The organism is Sphingopyxis sp. USTB-05, assembly GCF_023822045.1.
In the GTDB taxonomy this organism is placed as follows: domain Bacteria; phylum Pseudomonadota; class Alphaproteobacteria; order Sphingomonadales; family Sphingomonadaceae; genus Sphingopyxis.
The window spans coordinates 82,297-100,029 of sequence record NZ_CP084712.1 but is presented as its reverse complement, the minus strand read 5'-3'; the positions used below and the strand labels follow the sequence as shown (position 1 = coordinate 100,029).

13 protein-coding genes are annotated in these 17,733 nt (G+C 65.0%); 7 read left to right on the top strand and 6 right to left on the bottom strand.

Features of this window, described 5'->3' with window-relative positions:
- Positions 1 to 15: 15 nt before the first annotated feature.
- Entirely contained in the window at positions 16 to 2,322 is a 2,307-nt protein-coding gene (locus tag KEC45_RS00410; RefSeq protein ID WP_062185201.1) for a patatin-like protein, read from the bottom strand.
- 127 nt (positions 2,323 to 2,449) lie between these two features.
- Here KEC45_RS00410 and KEC45_RS00405 point away from each other — a divergent pair, with 127 nt between their 5' ends.
- From KEC45_RS00405 to KEC45_RS00390, 4 genes are all read left to right on the top strand, one after another.
- Positions 2,450 to 4,594, top strand: coding sequence for a TonB-dependent receptor (locus KEC45_RS00405; protein WP_062185204.1), 2,145 nt, complete (start codon positions 2,450 to 2,452; stop codon positions 4,592 to 4,594).
- Positions 4,595 to 4,603: 9 nt separating this feature from the next.
- Positions 4,604 to 5,689: a PepSY domain-containing protein gene (locus tag KEC45_RS00400; RefSeq protein WP_252172049.1), complete on the top strand. Its 1,086-nt coding sequence runs from the start codon at positions 4,604 to 4,606 to the stop codon at positions 5,687 to 5,689.
- Between the two features lie 239 nt (positions 5,690 to 5,928).
- The gene (locus tag KEC45_RS00395; protein ID WP_062185206.1) at positions 5,929 to 8,097 is read left to right on the top strand and encodes a primosomal protein N'; all 2,169 of its coding nucleotides are present in this window, start codon (positions 5,929 to 5,931) and stop codon (positions 8,095 to 8,097) included.
- 69 nt (positions 8,098 to 8,166) lie between these two features.
- Entirely contained in the window at positions 8,167 to 9,711 is a 1,545-nt protein-coding gene (locus KEC45_RS00390; protein WP_252171305.1) for a tetratricopeptide repeat protein, read from the top strand.
- 3 nt (positions 9,712 to 9,714) lie between these two features.
- On the opposite strand, the gene KEC45_RS00385 is transcribed toward KEC45_RS00390, so the two are convergent.
- Entirely contained in the window at positions 9,715 to 10,473 is a 759-nt protein-coding gene (locus KEC45_RS00385) for an isocitrate lyase/phosphoenolpyruvate mutase family protein (RefSeq protein ID WP_062185212.1), read from the bottom strand.
- A 117-nt stretch (positions 10,474 to 10,590) separates the two neighbouring features.
- Here KEC45_RS00385 and KEC45_RS00380 point away from each other — a divergent pair, with 117 nt between their 5' ends.
- On the top strand, positions 10,591 to 12,174 hold the full coding sequence (locus KEC45_RS00380; RefSeq protein WP_062185216.1) for a tetratricopeptide repeat protein: 1,584 nt from the start codon (positions 10,591 to 10,593) through the stop codon (positions 12,172 to 12,174).
- A 63-nt stretch (positions 12,175 to 12,237) separates the two neighbouring features.
- Here KEC45_RS00380 and ada read toward each other — a convergent pair whose 3' ends face one another.
- Positions 12,238 to 13,272, bottom strand: coding sequence for a bifunctional DNA-binding transcriptional regulator/O6-methylguanine-DNA methyltransferase Ada (gene ada, locus KEC45_RS00375; protein WP_252171304.1), 1,035 nt, complete (start codon positions 13,270 to 13,272; stop codon positions 12,238 to 12,240).
- Positions 13,269 to 13,739: a DUF1203 domain-containing protein gene (locus tag KEC45_RS00370; RefSeq protein ID WP_062185218.1), complete on the bottom strand. Its 471-nt coding sequence runs from the start codon at positions 13,737 to 13,739 to the stop codon at positions 13,269 to 13,271. Before KEC45_RS00370 ends, ada begins: the two co-directional genes overlap by 4 nt.
- 165 nt (positions 13,740 to 13,904) lie before the next feature.
- On the opposite strand from KEC45_RS00370, the gene KEC45_RS00365 reads away from it, so the two are divergent.
- The gene (locus KEC45_RS00365) at positions 13,905 to 14,726 is read left to right on the top strand and encodes a DUF2306 domain-containing protein (RefSeq protein ID WP_062185221.1); all 822 of its coding nucleotides are present in this window, start codon (positions 13,905 to 13,907) and stop codon (positions 14,724 to 14,726) included.
- Between the two features lie 41 nt (positions 14,727 to 14,767).
- The gene (locus KEC45_RS00360; RefSeq protein ID WP_062185224.1) at positions 14,768 to 16,321 is read left to right on the top strand and encodes a S1C family serine protease; all 1,554 of its coding nucleotides are present in this window, start codon (positions 14,768 to 14,770) and stop codon (positions 16,319 to 16,321) included.
- On the opposite strand, the gene KEC45_RS00355 is transcribed toward KEC45_RS00360, so the two are convergent.
- Both KEC45_RS00355 and KEC45_RS00350 read right to left on the bottom strand, forming a co-directional pair.
- A complete protein-coding gene (locus tag KEC45_RS00355; protein WP_152682476.1) occupies positions 16,299 to 16,859 on the bottom strand; it encodes a hypothetical protein in 561 nt (186 codons plus the stop codon). The two genes, KEC45_RS00360 and KEC45_RS00355, sit on opposite strands and share 23 nt — an antisense overlap.
- A gap of 149 nt (positions 16,860 to 17,008) precedes the next feature.
- Positions 17,009 to 17,686, bottom strand: a complete 678-nt coding sequence (locus KEC45_RS00350) for a dienelactone hydrolase family protein (protein ID WP_062185229.1) — start codon at positions 17,684 to 17,686, stop codon at positions 17,009 to 17,011.
- Between the last annotated feature and the right edge of the window lie 47 nt (positions 17,687 to 17,733).

Here is a 17,733-nt window from a genome sequence, read left to right as displayed (position 1 = left end):
CAATGACGAAGATAATTAGCCGATCTCACCCCTGAGCTCGTCGATCAACGCCTTCACCTTGGGCAATCGCCCCTCTTCCTCATCGAGGATCGCGTGGAAGGCGCGGCGCTTCAGCATCTTCAGCTCGTCCGCAGGCACCGAATCGTCGCCGTTGACGCTGCTCGCGACAATATCGATCAGCCGGTCCGCGCCGTGGAGCCGCCCCCAGAGATAGTCATTCTCGCGATAGGCGCGGCTGAAGAAGGCGCCGAAGCTGTTGAATTCGACCCCCTTCAGCATCGCCGCCGCGCCCCCCGTGCGGATCGCGGTCGCGTCCGACGGCGAGATGCGGTCGATCTTGATGGGGTCGAACTCGTCGAAGCCCTCGCCCTGCAAAAGCGGCAAGGTCGCGATGTCGTAAAAGGGATAGCCGAGATAGGCGAACAGCATCGTCCGCCGGTCGTCCTTTGGAAGCTTGGCGAGCGCCGCCGCAATCACTTCGTCGGTCTCGGCATCGAGCGCGACAAGATCGCGGCGCGCGGCGATCGCGTCGATCCACTGGCCGGGCTCGGTATCGGCGGGCACGTCGAGGTCGGCGAGCCAGCTATCGCCCTCGCGCTCAAGATACTGGCCGAGGGCGGTGAAGATCGTCTCGCGCATTTCTTCGCACACAGGGTCGCGCTTCTCGCGCGTCGCCTCGACCGACGCGTCGAGTTCACGGGCGAGGAAGCGCAGGCGGCGAATGCGGAAGCCCAGATCATGGGTGCGGAAAAACTCGATCGCCTCGCTGCTCGCGCCCGTGCCCTTCTTGCCCGAAATCCGGTCGAGACCGCGGGCGCGCGCCTCGGTCCACATCGCAATCCGGCGGTTGATGACATGCACCGGCCCTTCGGGCGGGACGAGCCGGTCGACGATATTCCCCAGTTCGTCGATCACCGCCGAAAGCTTGAGGTGGCCATAGGGCGCATAGGCAAAGCCCGCGCGCACCGCGGCCTGATCCTGCGCCTTCGCGCGCCATTTCGCGAGCCGCGCCGGGGTCGGCGTGTCGAGGAAGAAGGTCGTGCCGAACAGCGCCGCGACCTGTTCCTCGACCTCGACCTTCATCGCGTCGATGATGTGCTGCATTCGGCGGATGCGCCGCGACATCCCCTCGATCATCTCGATATTCTCGCGGATCGGCTGCTCGCGCGGGATCGCCGACAATGAGCCGAGGATCGTCGGAAGGAAGCCCGGAAGCTGGCCCTGTTCGGTGGCTTCGCCGGGCTTGCCGACACTGATCGCCTTATAATCGGGTTTCGGGTCGATATAGATGAAGCGGCGGTCGATCTCGCGCCGCGCCGGACGCTGCTTAAGCGCCGCGATCGCCGGTCGGAACGGCGCATTCGCGAGCACCGCACCGTCGATCAACACGCGGTCGGCGGGATCGCTGTCGGGCACGCGCGGCAGTTGCGCGCGGATGAAGGCATCGCGGCCCGGCCATTCAACGCCGCGCTTTTCGAGCGCGGCATCGAGTTCGCGCAAGGTGAAGGGCGGAAAGGCGCCCGGGAAGCTGGCGGTCGCGCGCGCGGCGGCGACAAGCGCCGGCACATCGTCGAGCCGCCTTCCCGCGCGGCCATTCTGCCGGAAATGCATCATCAACCGATGCTCCTGCTCGATCACGCGCGGCGGGCTGTTGAGCGTCAACTGCTCCTTGTGGCCCGCGAAGTCGGTTACCGAGACGATGAGGTCGACGGGCTGCTCGGCGGGCACGAGCGGCGGGCCCTGAGGCCCTGCATCCATCGCGTCAAAGGCATTGAGCAAGAGGTTCGAGAAAGTGACACCGCCGAAGGGCGGCTCGAACCAGCGCGCACGGACGAAGCGCGACAGCTTGGCACGCACCTCGTCCTGCGCGTCTTCGCCGACGGTGCGGTCGATGGCATTGCCGCGCCGCTTCATCGCCCAGCCGGCGATCGGCACCGCCCAGAATTTGGTCATCGCCGAAAGCGGCCGCGCGTCGGGGTCGAGCAGGCTGTCGACGTCGGCGTCCTGCAGCCACAGTTCGGTTAGCGGGTCGAGCGATTTGCCCGTCGCAAGCGCACGCGCGAGGAAGATGCCGTTGATCCCGCCCGCGCTGGCCCCCGCAACGATGTCGGGAAGGACACGGAGCTTGACGCTGCCATGCTCGGCGATCGCCGCGAGCAGGTCGCGATAGACACCGCCCGACCCGCCGATCGCCTCGCCATCGTGAAAGGCGCGCGACGCCGCGGCGAGCCGCCAGATCTCTTTGGTAATGCCGTGCATATAGACGGCGAGGCTGATGCCGCCGTAACAAATCAGGGCGAAGCGCAGTTCCTTTTCCCGCATGACCAGAGTGATAGCGTGGTTTGAAGGGCCTGTCCCCCTGTCCCTTGGTCGAGAGTATAGGCTCATTTTTTCTTGCTTTTGCGAATAGTTCGCACTAGCGGCCGCTTCCGAAAAGGGAGCTCTCCGAATGAATCGCAAATTTGTCCTCGCCGCGCTCGCATGCACGGCGCTTTCCTCGCCCGCCTTCGCGCAGGACAGCGCGCCGATCGCCGATGGCGACGAGAGCGGGGGCACGATCGTCGTTACCGCTGCGCGTACGACCCTGCCGCCGAACGCCCTGCCGCTGACAATCGATGTCATTTCCAAGGACAGTCTGGATCAACAGGTTGCCGTCTCCGGCTCGGTCATCGATGCGGTCGCAAACCTGACGCCCAGCTTCTCGCCGACACGGCAAAAGCTGTCGGGCTCGGGCGAGACGCTACGCGGCCGGTCGCCGCTCTATGCGATCAACGGCATTCCGCAATCGACCCCGATCCGCGACGGATCGCGCGATGGCTATACGATCGATCCCTTTTTCCTCGATCGCGTCGAACTAATCTATGGATCGAACGCCTTGCAGGGGATCGGCGCCACGGGCGGCGTCGTCAATCAGGTGGTGATCAAGGCGCCGCGCGAAGACGGCCTGTCCGGCCGCGCGCTGGTGCAGGGATCGACCGGCAATTTCGAAAGCAGCAGCTTTGGCGGCAAGCTAGGCGGATTGCTCGCCTATCGCCGGGGTGCGTTCGATGTGACGGGCGGCGTCGCCTATGAAACGCGCGGCCTTTATTATGACGGCGCGGGCCGCCGGGTGGGCATCGACAATACGCAGGGCGATGTACAGGACAGCAAGAGCCTCAGTTTCTTTGCGCGCCTGGGCTATGACCTGTCATCGACAGCCCGCGTCGAATTGTTCGCCACGCGTTTCAACCTAGAGGGCAATGGCGACTGGGTGCAGGTCGCCGGCAATCGATCGACGGGCCTTCCGACCAGCTCGCGGCGCGGCGAAATAGAGGGCGAAGCAGCCTCCAACCGCGTCGAGACCGTCAATCTGACGCTGACCGATACGGATCTCGGCGGCGGCAATCTGATCTTCCAGGCCTTTTTCAACCGGTCGCGCGACATTTTCGGCGGCGATATCAGCGCGACTTTTCAGGACGCCAGCATCGCCCCCATCGGCACATTGTTCGACCAGTCGGCAAACCGCTCGCGCAAGCTGGGTGCGCGCGTCAGTTATGAGCGGCAATTCTTCGACGCGCTCAACGTCACGCTCGGTTTCGACTCGATGTGGGACAAGACCCAGCAGGTGATGATCGCGACATCGCGCTATTGGGTCCCGCCCACGACCTTCCGTACGCTTGCCCCCTTCGGCCAGGCCAATCTGAAACTGTTCGACGGCGCAGTCCGCGTTGCGGGCGGCGCGCGCTGGGAAAATGGTCAGCTCAAGGTCGATGACTTCGTGACTCTGGCTTCGTATAATTCGGCTCGCGTCTCCGGCGGCACGCGCAATTTCGACGACCTGCTGATCAATGGCGGGCTGATCGTTGAACCTGTGCAGGGCATCCGCGCCTATGCCAGCTATGCCGAAGGCTATTCGATCGCGGACGTCGGTCGCATCCTGCGGTCGGTCAACGGCCGGACCCAGCCGAATTTCCGCATCGAAGACGTCAACGTCACCCCCGTTATCTCCAACAATCGTGAATTGGGTATCGAAATCAAGCGGGGTCCGCTCGATGCCAGCGCCTCCTATTTCTGGTCGACGTCAAAAGATGGCGGCCTGTTGGTGATGAACAGCGCGGGCGTTTATGACGTCCAGCGCCAGCGCATCGAAATTCAGGGCTTCGAAATCAATCTTGCGGTTGAGCTTCCGGTCGACGGGCTGAAGCTCGGCACCGGCTATGCCCATCTGTCCGGCCGCACCGACAGCAACAAAGACGACAAGGTCGATATCGACCTCGACGGCGCGAATATTTCGCCCGACCGTGTCAATCTTTGGGCCAGCTATAACAGCGGGCCGGTGTCCGCGCGCGTCCAGGCTGGACTCTATCTCGACCGCAAATTCGATGGCGCGCCGGCCAATACGGCTTTTTCGGGCTACACGCTGACCGACGCCGTGCTGCGCTATGACCTGCCGCGCCTGGGCGGGATCACGCTCGCCGCGTCCAACCTGTTCGATGTCGACTATGTCACCTATAACAGCCAGACGATCCGCTCGACCGTCGCGGCGACCGACAATGCCCGCTTCTTTACCGGACGCGGGCGGACGTTCACGCTCGGCTGGGACTACAGGTTCTAATCCGACATGATGAAGTTGCTCGACACGCTGCACCGCTGGACGGGGGGGCTGATCGGCCTCGTGCTGGCGCTGCTCGGCCTGTCGGGCACGATCCTGCTCTATGACTATCTGTGGATCGGGTTGCCGGGCACCGGCGATCCGCTACGCGGCGACCTGACCACGGTCGCCGCAACCACCGAACGGCTGATGGCGACCCCCGGCGCGCAGGGCATCATCTATGCCGATGAACGCTTCGGGCTGCACCAGCTTCGCTTCGGCAAGGATGCCGGTGCCTATGCCAGCCAGTCGGGCGAGATCGTCACGCGCTGGGCCAGCCAGTGGGAGCGGCCCGAGCTCTGGATTTTCGATTTCCACCATCATCTGTTCACCGGCGACAGCGGCGAATGGGTGATCGGCATCGCGGGGCTTTGCGGGCTTTTCTTCGTCATCTCGGGCGTCATCCTTTGGTGGCGGACGCGCAAGACCTTTCAGTTTCGGTTGTGGCCCAAACGCATGTCGCGCCCGGCGATCGTCATGCATCACCGCGACCTCGGCGTGATCGTCGCGCCGTTGCTGCTGATCTCGATCGTCACCGGGACGATGATGATCTTCCGCCCCTTTGCACTCGGCGTCGTCGCGCCCTTCGGTCCGGTCGCGGAGACGGCGAAAGCGCTCGATCCGCCGAAATATAAGGGCGGCCCGCTCGCCGAAAAGCCCGATTACAGCGCGATGCTAGGCGAAGCGCGGCGCCGTTTTCCCGACGCAGAATTCCGTATCCTCAGCCTGCCGCGGCGGCCCGGCGACCCGATCAGTCTGCGCCTGAAACAGCCCGCCGAATGGTTGCCCAACGGACGAACGACCTTGGCATTCGACGCCGCGACGGGCGAGGTCCTGGGCGCGCGCGATGCCCTGAAGCTCGCGCCCGGCGCGCAGGCGTTCAACATGGCCTTCCCGATCCATGCGTCGAAAGTCGGCGGCTGGACCTGGCGCGTCCTGCTGACGATATCGGGCCTCGCAATGACGATGCTCGGCAGCCTGGCGGTGTGGAGCTTTTGGTTCAAGCGGCCAAAGCCGGCGAAGCGCCCCGTGAAAAAGGCGGGGCTGGCATCGGCCTAGGCGCGGACGGCCGTCCGCCTTGGGGTGGGGAGTTGCCGTTGCGTTACCCCACTTCCGTCATCCCGGGCTTGACCCGGGATCCCGCTTTTCTTCAGCATCGACCGCCTTCGACATCAAGCGGGACCCCGGATCAAGTCCGGGGTGACGACGAAAGAATGGGGCAGCCTGCGGTCGCTTGCCGTCATCGCCCACCGCACCGCTTTCCTATTTCCCCCGCCGCCCTATATCGTGCGCAGCCCATGACCCGCGCCCGCGTCCTCCTTCTTACTGCCGCTCTCGGCCCGCTCGACTATCGCGTCCCGCGCGAAAGCGAAGCGCCGCTCGGCAGCGTCGTCGTTGCACCTCTCGGCCCGCGGCGACTTGGCGGGGTCGTGTGGGAGGACGCCAGCTTCGGCGCGCCCGAGGCGGTGGGCGACAACCGGTTGCGCAATCTCTACGAAGTCGTGCCCGTCCCGCCGGTGCCCGCGCCGCTCCGCCGCCTCGTCGAATGGACGAGCGACTATTATCTCGCACCGCCCGGCGCAGTGCTGAGGATGGTGCTGCCCGGCGTCGCCTTTGCCGATGCGCGGCGCCCGATCGTCGAATATCGCGCCACCGGCGAACTCCCCACGCGGATGACGCCGCAGCGCATCGTCGCGATCGAGGCGATCGGCGACCGGCAGGGCATGGTGCGCGAACTCGCCGCGCTCGCCGACGTCAGCGATGCGGTGATTCGCGGGCTGATCAACAGCGGCGCGCTCGAAGCCGTCGCGGTCTCGGCCGATGCGCCCTATCCCGAGCCCGATCCCGCCTTTGCCCCGCCAGACCTTTCGGACGAACAACGTGCCGCAGCAGGGCAGCTCAAGGATGCCGTGACCGCCGAGAAATTCGAGACATTGCTGCTCGACGGCGTCACCGGGTCGGGCAAGACCGAAGTCTATATGGAGGCGATCGCCGCCGCATTGGATGCGGGCAAGCAAGCGCTCGTCCTGCTCCCCGAAATCGCACTCACCGAACCGATGCTCACCCGCTTCGCCGCGCGCTTCGGCTGCGAGCCCGTCGGCTGGCACAGCGGCCTCCGCTCGGCGGAACGGCGCCGCGCCTGGCACGCGATTGCCGGCGGCGACGCACGCATCGTCATCGGCGCCCGCTCGGCGCTGTTTCTCCCCTATGCCAATCTCGGCGTCATCGTCGTCGACGAAGCGCATGAAACCAGCTTCAAGCAGGAAGACGGCGTCCATTATCACGCGCGCGACGTCGCGGTGATGCGCGGGCATTTCGAGGGGCTGCCGGTGATCCTCGCCAGCGCGACCCCCGCGCTCGAAAGCCTCGCGATGGTCGAGGCGGGGCGCTATCGCCATATCGTCCTCCCCGCGCGCTTCGGCGGCGCGACATTGCCCGATCTCGCCGCGATCGACATGCGGCAGGACCCGCCCGACCGCGGCCGCTGGCTCGCTCCGCCGCTCGTCGACGCGCTTGCCGACCGGCTTGCGAAGGGCGAGCAAAGCCTGCTGTTCCTGAACCGCCGCGGCTTCGCGCCGCTGACGCTGTGCCGCACTTGCGGCCACCGTATCCAGTGCCCGAACTGCACCGCATGGATGGTCGAGCACCGCCTCGTCCATCGCCTCGCCTGCCATCATTGCGGTCATGTCATGCCGCCGCCGCGGCTGTGTCCCGAATGCGAGGATGAAGACAGCCTCGTCGCCTGCGGCCCCGGCGTCGAGCGCGTCGCCGACGAAGTCGCGCTGCGCTTTCCCGAAGCCCGAACCGCCATCGTGACCTCGGACACGCTATGGTCGCCCGCGAAGGCGGCCGAATTCGTCGACAATGTCGAGGGCGGGCTGGTCGACATCATCATCGGGACCCAGCTCGTCACCAAGGGCTATCATTTCCCCAATCTGACGCTCGTCGGAGTGGTCGACGCCGACCTCGGGCTCGACGGCGGCGATCTGCGCGCCTCCGAACGCACCTTTCAGCAGATCGCACAGGTTGCAGGCCGCGCCGGGCGCGGGGTGAAGCCCGGCGAAGTGCTGATCCAGACGCGCGTGCCGGAGGCGCCAGTGATGGCCGCACTCGTCGCCAACGACCGCGACGGCTTCTATTCGGCAGAAGCCGCGGCGCGAAAATTCGCGGGCGCGCCGCCCTATGGCCGCTTCGCCGCGCTCGTTATCTCGTCGGAGGATATCGAGGTTGCGCGCGGGCAAGCGCAGCGGCTGGGGCAGAAGGCGCCGGTTGCCGAAGGTCTCGCAGTTTACGGCCCCGCCCCCGCCCCGCTCGCGATGCTGCGCGGCCGCCACCGCTTCCGCCTGTTGCTCCACGCTCCGCGCAGCTTCGACCTGCAAGGTACGATCCGCGAGTGGGTGAACAGCGTCGATTGGTCATCGAAAGCGCGGCTGGCGATAGATATTGATCCATATAGCTTTGTTTAAGCGTAACAGGGCTTTACTGTAATCGAACGCACTGGCAGCATCCCCACAAATTTCGATGCGGGGCGCAGAATGAAGAAAATCGGTTTTGTCTTGCTGGCCGGGATCGCGATGATCGCAATAATCGGAACGGCCGAGGCCAAATGGTTGCGCGCGGATACTGACAGCTTCATCATCTATAGCGAGGGCAGCGAGAAATCGCTCCGCGACTTCGCGCAGAATCTGCAGCGGTTCGACACTACATTGCGCATCTTGTTCAAGATCACGGCGACCGGGGAAGAAAGCAAGCTACCGATCTATCTGGTGCCGGCCGCCAATGATGTCGCGGAACTGGCAAGCGGATCGAGCCGCAGCTCGATCGCGGGCTTTTACCGGCAGGACCGCGACGGCAGCTTTGCCATGTCGTTTCGCCAGAACGGCTCCAGCCCCGCCATCGGCACATCGGAATCGCAGCAGATGTTGTTCCACGAATATAGCCACCATTTCATGAAGCGGCACTTCCGCGCGGCGTTTCCAGCGTGGCTCATCGAGGGTTTCGCCGAATATTATTCGACTGTCGATTTCGACAAGCAGGGCCGGGCGGTGATCGGGCAACTGGTCTCTCGCCGCGCCTATGGCCTACTGCGAATGCCAAAAATTCCGGCGGAAAAACTGTTGCTGGAACAGCCGCTCACAATGCGCAACGGCGGACAAATCGACGTCTATTACGGCCGCGCATGGATACTCACCCACATGCTCTTCCACAGTGCGGCGCGGAAAGGCCAGATGGACGCCTATACCGAAGCAATCAACGCCGGCACCGAACCGAAGCAGGCGGCGATCGGTGCATTCGGCGATCTGGCTGCGCTCGACAAGGAGCTCAACCGATATATCGAGGAAAAGCTCAGCTACGGCACCACTCGCGACGCGGTTCCCATTTCGACCAATATCAAGATCACACCGCTGTCGGCCGACGAGGACGCCGTCATCATGCCCCGGCTTGAACGGCTGAACGCGAGCGGCGACGCCGCGCGGCTGACGAAGGCGCGCGACGCGCTGCGCAAGCTTGCCGCCGCGCAGCCCGCCAATGCCGAAGCGCAATTCGAACTCGCGGCCGCCGAATGGGACATGGAAAAGGACGAGCGCGACCTTGCAGCGATACAGGCCGCGCTTGACAAGGTGCTCGCGGCAAAGCCCGACCATGTCCGCGCCAATGTGCTGCTCGGGCGGCTCAAGCTGTATCAACTGCGCGAAAAGGGTGAGGATGACCCCGCAGCCTGGCGCGACGCGCGAAAGCCGATCCTGCTCGCCAATCGCACCGACCCCGACGACGCCGTACCGCTCTATGCCTATTTCGACAGTTTTCTGGCCGAGGGAAAACGGCCTGGCGAAATGGCGATCAAGGCGCTCGAACGCGCTTTCACCCTGACGCCCGAAAATATCGAGATGCGCGTCGCCTATGCCTTCGCACTCGCGAACACTGGCGAGTTCGACCGGGCGCTGCGACTGGCGAAGACTGTCGCTTTCGACCCGCACGACAACGGCCGCGGCGACGCGATGCTCGCGCGGCTCGAGGCGATGCGCGACCGCCGCGCCGGCGACAGGGAGGACCCCACCCCCGACGAGGATGCCGACTGACCGTCAATAATCGGGTTCGGCGCCGCCCATCACCTGCGCCGCCTGTGCAGCCAGCCAGGCCATTGCCGCCGCCCAGGGCTGGTGCCCATGGCTGATCCGCGCGACGCCGAGGTTCGCGAGTTCCTTGTGCGTCGGCCCGCCCTTGCCGCGCAGGATGTTCACCGGGAGCGGCGATGCATCGCAAATCGCACCGATGCATTTCGGATCGAGCAGGAAGGGGACGAATAGCGAGCCCGCTCCCGCGTCGGCATAGGCGCGCGCGCGCTCCAGCGTCGCGGCGACGAGCGCGTCGCCATCCTTCGCCGCATCGGCCCCGCGAAACGTATCGCAGCGCGCATTGACGAAAATGCCGGTGCCGGCCGCGGCGCTATAACGCGCGACGGCTTCGTCGACGGGGAGCAGCGCGGTCGCACCGGGCAACCGGTCTTCCATATTGATCCCCGCGGCACCCGCGGCCCTCGCGCGGCCGACCGAAACGCCGACCGCGGCTGGATCGGCGCCATAGCCCGCCTCCATGTCGATCGTGACCGGCAGGTCGGTGACCGACAATATGCGATCGAGATTTTCCAGCGCCTCGTCGAGCGGAAAATCCTCGCCATCGGCGCGGCCCTGCGCTCCGGCGACGCCGAAGCTGCCCGTGGCGATCGCCTTCGCGCCCGCACCCGCGACGGCCTTCGCGCTTCCCGCGTCCCAAATATTTACGAGGATCAGCGGATCGCCCGGAACGTGCAACGCGCGGAAGGCGGCAATCTTGTCGGTCATTCTCTCTTCTCCTCGGCGAGGCCCGGTCAAAAGGGCGATAAACGGCGAATCTCAGACGGTTGAAGCATCGGATACGGTTGATATAGTCGCCCCGCGAAAATTTACCGGGGAAAACAAATGATCGCATTTCTGAGAACCGCGTTGCGCGGCGGCCTTGTCGTCGCGCTCGTTGCCTTGAGCAGCACGGCCCACGCCGAATGGTGGGAAGCCGAGACAAGCCATTTCATCATCACGTCCGAAAGTACGAAGGAAGACGTCGAGCGTTTTGCGACGCGACTTGAACGGTTCGACAACGCGTTGCGCTATATGCAGGGGCTTCCGATACCGGGGCCCGATATCGGTCCGTCGAACAAGGTTCGCGTCTATCGTTTCGGCGGTATCGACGACATCGGTCGCCTTGCCGGCAGCGCCGGCGTAGCGGGCTTTTACATCCCGCGAGCGGGTGCCGCCGTATCGTTCGTTCCGGCGGTCGAGGAACAGCGCGACCGTTTCAGCCGCCATCTCGACCAGCGCGAAATCAACCAGAAAACCGCGCTGACGGCCGAGGGCATATTGTTCCACGAATATGTGCATCACTTCATGCTGCAGAAATTCAGCACCGCCTATCCGCATTGGTATGTCGAAGGCTTTGCCGAACTCTATGGCACGCTCGAGCTGCTCGACAATGGCGCCTTCCGGGTCGGCAACGTCCCGCAACACCGCGGAGACGATCTGTTCGAGCTGCCTGGCATCCGGCTGACGCGCTTGTTCGATCACAAGAAGCGGCTCGACGGGCAGGAATATTTCCAGTCCTATTCGTTCGGCTGGATGATCGCGCATTATCTGAACTTCAACAAGGCGCGGCAGGGGCAGCTCGCGCAATATCTGAAAGCGCTGAACGCGGGCGAAGACAGCCTGACCGCAGCGCAGCGCGTGTTCGGCGATCTCGACAAGTTGCAGGGCGAACTTCGCAAGTACAAAAGCGGGCCCTTTCCGACGCTCGACGTCAAGCCGGTCAATTATGTCGCGCCGAAAGTCGATGTCCGGCGCCTGACACCGGCCGAGGAAGCCATCATCAAGGCGCATATCCGCACCCAGCGCGGGGTCTCCGAACGTCAGGCACGCACTGTCGCGAACGAGGTCGACGGTCTGGATGCGAAATATCCCGACAGCCTGCCCGTACAGTTGGCGGCCGGCGAGGCCTATGTCGATGCGAAGGAGTTCGCGAAAGCCGAAACGGCGTTGAAGCGCGCGATCGCGCTCGATCCGCAATCCGAAGACGCGCAGATCCTGATGGGCGGCCTGTTCATGACCCGCGCCAAGGAGGAAAAGAATCCGGCTCTCTATGCCTCGGCACGCAAGTGGTTCGCCGAAGCGTATCGGCTCGATCCCAAGGACCCGCGCGCCGCGATCGGCCATTATATGTCCTATTACGACGCGAAGGAGCCCATTCCGGAACCGGCGATCATCGCGCTGGAAAGCGTGTTCGAATATTCGTCTTACGACGATGGCTATCGTATGCTTCTCGCCCGCCAGTTGCTCGATGAAAACAAGGGCAAGCTGGCGCGGTCGGTTCTCGCACCGCTCGCCTTTTCCAGCCACAAGCAGGAAAAGGCGAACAAGGTCGCCAAGGTGGTCGACGAAATCGACGCCGGTCAGATCGAAGCGGCGCGCACCACGATGGCAAGCATTTTCGCGGACCAGGACAAGGACGAAATCTGACCGCATCATTGCGTCGCCAAATGGCGCCGGGCCGCATCGGACGCTGCCCGGCGCCATATTCGCTCAGCGCCCTTCGCGCTTCAGCAATTCTTCCTTGATCGGCAGGCCATAGGCATAGCCGCCGAGCGTTCCGTCGCTTCGCACGACGCGGTGGCACGGGATCAGCACCGCGACATTGTTCGCGCCATTCGCGCTGCCCGCCGCGCGCACCGCTTTGGGTTTGCCGACGGCGGCGGCGATGTCGGCATAGCTGCGCGTCTCACCCGTCGGAATCTTCCTGAGTTCGCGCCACACCGCCTCCTGAAAGGCGGTGCCCTTCACGTCGATCGGGATATGGTCGAAGCCGTTCACCGGCGCCTCGACCGCGTCGACGACCTGTTTCAGCAAGGCTTCGAACTCTTCGCCGCCTTCGATCAGGCTCGCCGCGGGAAAACGCTCCTCGAGCGCCTCGCGTCCCTCGTCGAAACTCAGGCGGCAAACACCTTTCTCGGTCGCGGCGACGAGCATCGCGCCGAGGCTGGTCGGCACAACCGCCCAATGGATCGTCGCGCCCTTGCCGCCGTTCACCCACGCCGACGCCGTCATCCCCATACGGCCCTCCATATTCCGATAGAAGCGCGACGGCCCCGAAAAGCCCGCGTCATAGATCGCATCGGTCACCCGCGTGCCATCGCTCAGCGCCTGCCGCGCGCGCTCCTCGCGCAGCGCACGCGCATAGGCGGCAGGCGACAGCCCGGTGTGGCGCGTGAAGACGCGTTGGAAATGCGTCGGCGAATAGCCGGTGCGGCTCGCCAGATCGCCAAGCGCGAGCGGTTCCTCGCTCGCCTTGATCGCCTGGATCGCCGCCAGCACCGCGCCCTCGTCGCGCGCGACATCGTCGGGCAGGCAGCGCTTGCACGGGCGCAGGCCCGTCGCGCGCGCGGCCACACCGTCGGCGTAGAAGCGGACATTATCACGCAAAGGATGCCGCGCCGCGCAGCTCGGCCGGCAATAGATGCCGGTCGTCAGCACGCCGGTGACGAAACGCCCGTCGAGTGCGCGATCGCGGCGCAGAACCGCCGCCCAGCGATCGTCGTCGGTCATCAGGTCGGCGCTCATGCTGCGTCCCTTTCGATTCGCGCCGCGAAACAGCCATGCGCGGCATTATGGGCGTCGATATAGGAAATGGCGGTGTCGGCGAACAGGTCGCGGATCGCCCCATCGGCCTCACCCGGCCCCGCAAGCCGCGCGGTCCGCAGCATTCCGTCGGCATCGAAAGCGCGGAGCGCGAGCGGGCGCCCCTCAAACACCGGCGGCAGTTCGCCACGGTAACTCGCCGCCTCGACTCCGGGCCGAACATAGATCGCATAGGCGCTGCGATACGGCGTTTCGACATCGTGGCTGGTGTGATGGAGGAGGATCAGCGCTTCGCCCGCCTTTGCATCCTCAAGGCTGATGCGGCACGGAAAGCCGCGATCGGCGGTCGCCGTGACTCGGCGCGCGTTGATCGCGGCAAGGCCCGCATCGTCGAGCCTGAAAAGCGGGGCAAAGGGTTCGGGGTCCAGCCCCCGGATCGAATATGTCATCGGAACATCCTTTCTCGGCTGTCGGAATATTCCTGCCACGGCGCGATTCGCGCCGCGTCCCGATGCTTGCGTTCAAACATTCCGGCCTCAGTGTGTTACTGTATTATATCATTGACTCACCATGGCGAAGGGCGCACTCTTCGGCGGCATATCGGGAAATCCACCATGGCCACCATCGACGCATCATTCGCACCCGCACGGCCCGCACGCCGCAACGACTGGCTCGGGCGCAGCGCGACGTTCTGCTATCTCGCCATCGCCGCCGGACAATTGCTCTTCGTCGCCTTCATCCTGCTTTATTATTATCCGCCGACGCTCACCGGTAATTTTGCGGCATGGAACGACAAGCCGATCATCAAGGGCTTTGTGGCGGGCGACACCGCCGGCAACCTCTTCTTTGCGCTGCATGTCCTGCTCGCGGCCGTCATCACTTTCGGCGGTCTCGTCCAACTCGTCCCCGCCGTCCGGGCCCGCCGCCCCGCAATCCATCGCTGGAACGGCCGTCTCTATATGCTGTGTGCGCTGGCGCTCGCACTTGGCGGGCTGTGGATGACGTGGGGCCGCGGAACCTGGCTGAATTATATCGGCGCGATCGGCATCACACTCGACGCGCTTTTGATCACGGGCTTCACCGCGCTCGCATGGCAGGCGGCGCGTCACCGGCAGTTTGCCGATCATCGCCGATGGGCGATCCGCCTGTTCGCTGTCGCAAGCGCGGTCTGGTTCATGCGTGTCGGCTATATGGCGTGGGGGCTCGCGACCGGCGGCGCCGGGATCGGCAAGGCGATGGACGGTCCGTTCGACCTGTTTCTCGCTTTCGCCAATTCGCTGCTGCCGCTCGCGATCGCCGAAATCTATCTCCGCGCCGGGGCGCGCGGGACGCCGCTCGCGCGGCAGGCCACCGCCGCACTGCTCGGCGTCAGCGGCCTTGTCATCCTCGCGGGCAGCGCGGGCGCGTGGATGGTGATGTGGGGGCCATATATCTAGCCGCGCTTGCCTTCGCTTCCGGGCTGACTAGTGTGCGCGCCATGACCCGCCTTCTTGCGCTGCTGCTCGCCCTCTTTGCCCTCACCCTGCCATTGTCGATCCCGGCCCGCGCCGCCGACGATATCAGCGCCGCGTCGCGCAGCGTCGTGCGCGTGGTCACCGTCGCGATGGTCGACGGCGAGGTGGTCGGCTTCGGCCATGGCAGCGGCATCGCAATCTCGCCGACGCGGATCGTCACCAACGCGCATGTCGTCGAATCGGCCGCCAAATATCCCGGCGATGTCGCGCTGGGCGTCGTCCCGTCCGAAGGCAAAAAGAGCTTCGCCGGCAAGCTGATCGCGATCGACACCGCGCGCGACCTCGCGCTCGTCGAGATCACCGAAGGCCGCCTGCCCGCGGCCGCAATCTACACCGGGCCGCTCGATTCGGGCGCCGACGTCGTGGCTTTGGGTTATCCCGGCAATGTCGACCTTGCGACCGCGCGCAGCGCCAACGACTATATCACTCCGCGCACGCCGACGCGCAGCGAAGGCAATATGTCTAATATGCAATCGGTCGACGGGGTCGCGATGCTGATCCACACCGCGAAAATTTCGCGCGGCAATTCGGGCGGTCCGCTCGTCGACCAGTGCGGGCGCATCACCGGGATCAACACCGCGATCACGCGCGCCGACGACGGCGATTCACCCTTTGCCTTTGCGATTGCCGGCCGCGAACTGACGCGTTTCCTGACCGACGCAGGGCAGGAATATGCCAGCATCGGCACGCCATGCCTGTCGATGGCAGAAGCCGACGCGCGCGACCGCGCGGCGATCGACGCCGAAGCGCGCGCCAGCGAACAGGCCAACGCCGCAAAGGAAGCCGCAGCGCGGCTCGACCGCGAACTTAAGCAGGCGCGCGCCGAGGAAGACGCGCTCGCTTCGCGCGAAAATCGTATCGCGCTCGCCGGCGTGCTGTTCGTGATCGGGGCACTCGCCGGGGGTGCCGGCCTGATGTTCTATAACCAGAAGAACCTGCGAAACGCGAAGATCGCGGGCGGCGCGGGCGCGGTGCTGGTGCTCGGGGCCGCGATATTGTTCGTGACGCGTCCCGACGCGCACGCCGAAATCGCCGAAGAAGCCGCCAAGACGACAGGCACGACGGCGCCCACGCTCGCGCAGGGGAATCTCCTCTGCACGATCCGGCCCGACCGCAGCCGCATCACCGTATCCGCGACGACCGACGTTCCGATCTCGATCGGCAAGGGCGGCTGCGTCAACGGCCGCACCCAATATACGCAGGGTGCCGACGACCGCTGGCAGCGCATCCTCGTGCCCAACGAAGAAGCGACCGTCACCGTCGCCTCGATCGATTCGGCCGGACGCGACTATCGCGTCGAACGCTATTTGCTCGATGCTGAAACGATGACGAAAGCGCGCGAAACGCGCGCGGCGATCACACTCAAGAGCTGCACCGCCAACTCCGACGAGCTCGCAGGACTTGCGGCGCAACAGGATGCGATCCGCAGCGCGCTGCCCGCCAGCCCGAACGAGCGGCTCGTCTATCGCTGCCAGCCGGCGAGCGGTGCGGCGGTCAAGCCGGCGACCGCGCCTTGAGGCGGTAACCGGCGTTCGCGCCGATCCAGATATAATTGCTCATCATCTCGCCGGCAAACTCGCCGTCGACCGTGCCGACCTCAAGATGCAGCGGATCGTCCGGCCGCGCATAGGCATAAGCACAGGTTTTGCGGTTCCACAGCGTCGCGACAAGTTCATCGCGATAAAGGATCGCATAGCGCTTGTTGTCGGCGGCCGGATAAGGCGCGCGGCCGCTGACGATGCGAAAGCCCGCCATATAGGCATCGTTGACGACCCCGCAGAGCGCGTCCCCTTCGCGCGTCGCCGTCATGCGCAGCTCGGCCGCAAGCGAAGGGCTGTCGCTGAGCGCGGTAAGCTGGCGCACCTGCACCTTGCCTCCGGCGCCTTCGCTGAACCAGGTCATGATGCGGCAGGTCCGCGCGGCTGTGTCGGGGTCGTGACACTGGAGCCGCCCCGCGCGCGCGTCGGCAAGCTGGTCCTTCACCGGCCTGTACGCCGGATCGATATCGAAACTGGTCCCCGAGACCAGCAACAACAGCACGGCAAGCAAAGACATGGCGGTCCTCCCGGCGAAAGGATGCGGCCGAGAGGTTGAAATCGCGTTAGCCGTTCAGGGCAGCACGCCCATGAGCGCACGAGCGACACCTGCGATGGCGACGAACCGCGCCAGTGTCGATTAGATCGCCAACGCCGCGAGCCCGCACCTCATGCGCCGCATGCTTTGAACAGCATCAGCGTGCGCTCGCGCGCCAGCTCGCTCGACGCCTCATGATAATCCTTGCGGCGGTCGCTGTTGAAACCGTGGTTGGCATCATAGACGAAGATCTGCGCGGTCGGGTGCTGCCTGGCGATCAGCGCGTCGACGCCTTCCATCGGGATGCCCGCGTCATAGCGGCCGAAATGGGCGATGGTCGCGCATCGCGGCGCCTGATCGGCGAACTGGGTGGGAACGAGGCTGCCGTAATAGGCCGACGCCGCGGCAAGGTCGGGGCTGAGCTGCGCCATCCGCCACGCGACCGAGCCGCCATAGCAATAGCCGGTGATGAATACCGGGCCTTGCCCCTTCAACGCGTCGATACATGTCTGCGCGTCCTTCAGGCTTTGCTCGAAGGGGTGCAGTTCGCGCGCCAGTTGAACCGCGCGTTCGAACTGCGGCCCCGAATAGTCGCTCTCGAACCCCGGATGCTCGCGGTCGAACAGCGCGGGCGCGAGCACCTCATAACCGTCGGCGGCATATTCGTCGCACAGGTCGCGGATATGATCGGTGACCCCGAAGATTTCCTGGATCAGCACCAGCCCGCCGCGACGTGCGCCCTCTGGCCGCGCATGATAGACGGCGATTTCGGCCTCATCGTCCATTGTCATCCGGATCATCTCGCCCATGCGCCTCCCCCTCTTCCGTTCGTGCCGAGCTTGTCGAAGCACCGTTC

Coding starts and splice junctions, on each gene's coding strand:
- KEC45_RS00410 (WP_062185201.1), bottom strand. CDS start 2,322: ATGCGGGAAAAGGAACTGCGCTTCGCCCTGATTTGTTACGGCGGCATC.
- KEC45_RS00405 (WP_062185204.1), top strand. CDS start 2,450: ATGAATCGCAAATTTGTCCTCGCCGCGCTCGCATGCACGGCGCTTTCC.
- KEC45_RS00400 (WP_252172049.1), top strand. CDS start 4,604: ATGAAGTTGCTCGACACGCTGCACCGCTGGACGGGGGGGCTGATCGGC.
- KEC45_RS00395 (WP_062185206.1), top strand. CDS start 5,929: ATGACCCGCGCCCGCGTCCTCCTTCTTACTGCCGCTCTCGGCCCGCTC.
- KEC45_RS00390 (WP_252171305.1), top strand. CDS start 8,167: ATGAAGAAAATCGGTTTTGTCTTGCTGGCCGGGATCGCGATGATCGCA.
- KEC45_RS00385 (WP_062185212.1), bottom strand. CDS start 10,473: ATGACCGACAAGATTGCCGCCTTCCGCGCGTTGCACGTTCCGGGCGAT.
- KEC45_RS00380 (WP_062185216.1), top strand. CDS start 10,591: ATGATCGCATTTCTGAGAACCGCGTTGCGCGGCGGCCTTGTCGTCGCG.
- ada (WP_252171304.1), bottom strand. CDS start 13,272: ATGAGCGCCGACCTGATGACCGACGACGATCGCTGGGCGGCGGTTCTG.
- KEC45_RS00370 (WP_062185218.1), bottom strand. CDS start 13,739: ATGACATATTCGATCCGGGGGCTGGACCCCGAACCCTTTGCCCCGCTT.
- KEC45_RS00365 (WP_062185221.1), top strand. CDS start 13,905: ATGGCCACCATCGACGCATCATTCGCACCCGCACGGCCCGCACGCCGC.
- KEC45_RS00360 (WP_062185224.1), top strand. CDS start 14,768: ATGACCCGCCTTCTTGCGCTGCTGCTCGCCCTCTTTGCCCTCACCCTG.
- KEC45_RS00355 (WP_152682476.1), bottom strand. CDS start 16,859: ATGTCTTTGCTTGCCGTGCTGTTGTTGCTGGTCTCGGGGACCAGTTTC.
- KEC45_RS00350 (WP_062185229.1), bottom strand. CDS start 17,686: ATGGGCGAGATGATCCGGATGACAATGGACGATGAGGCCGAAATCGCC.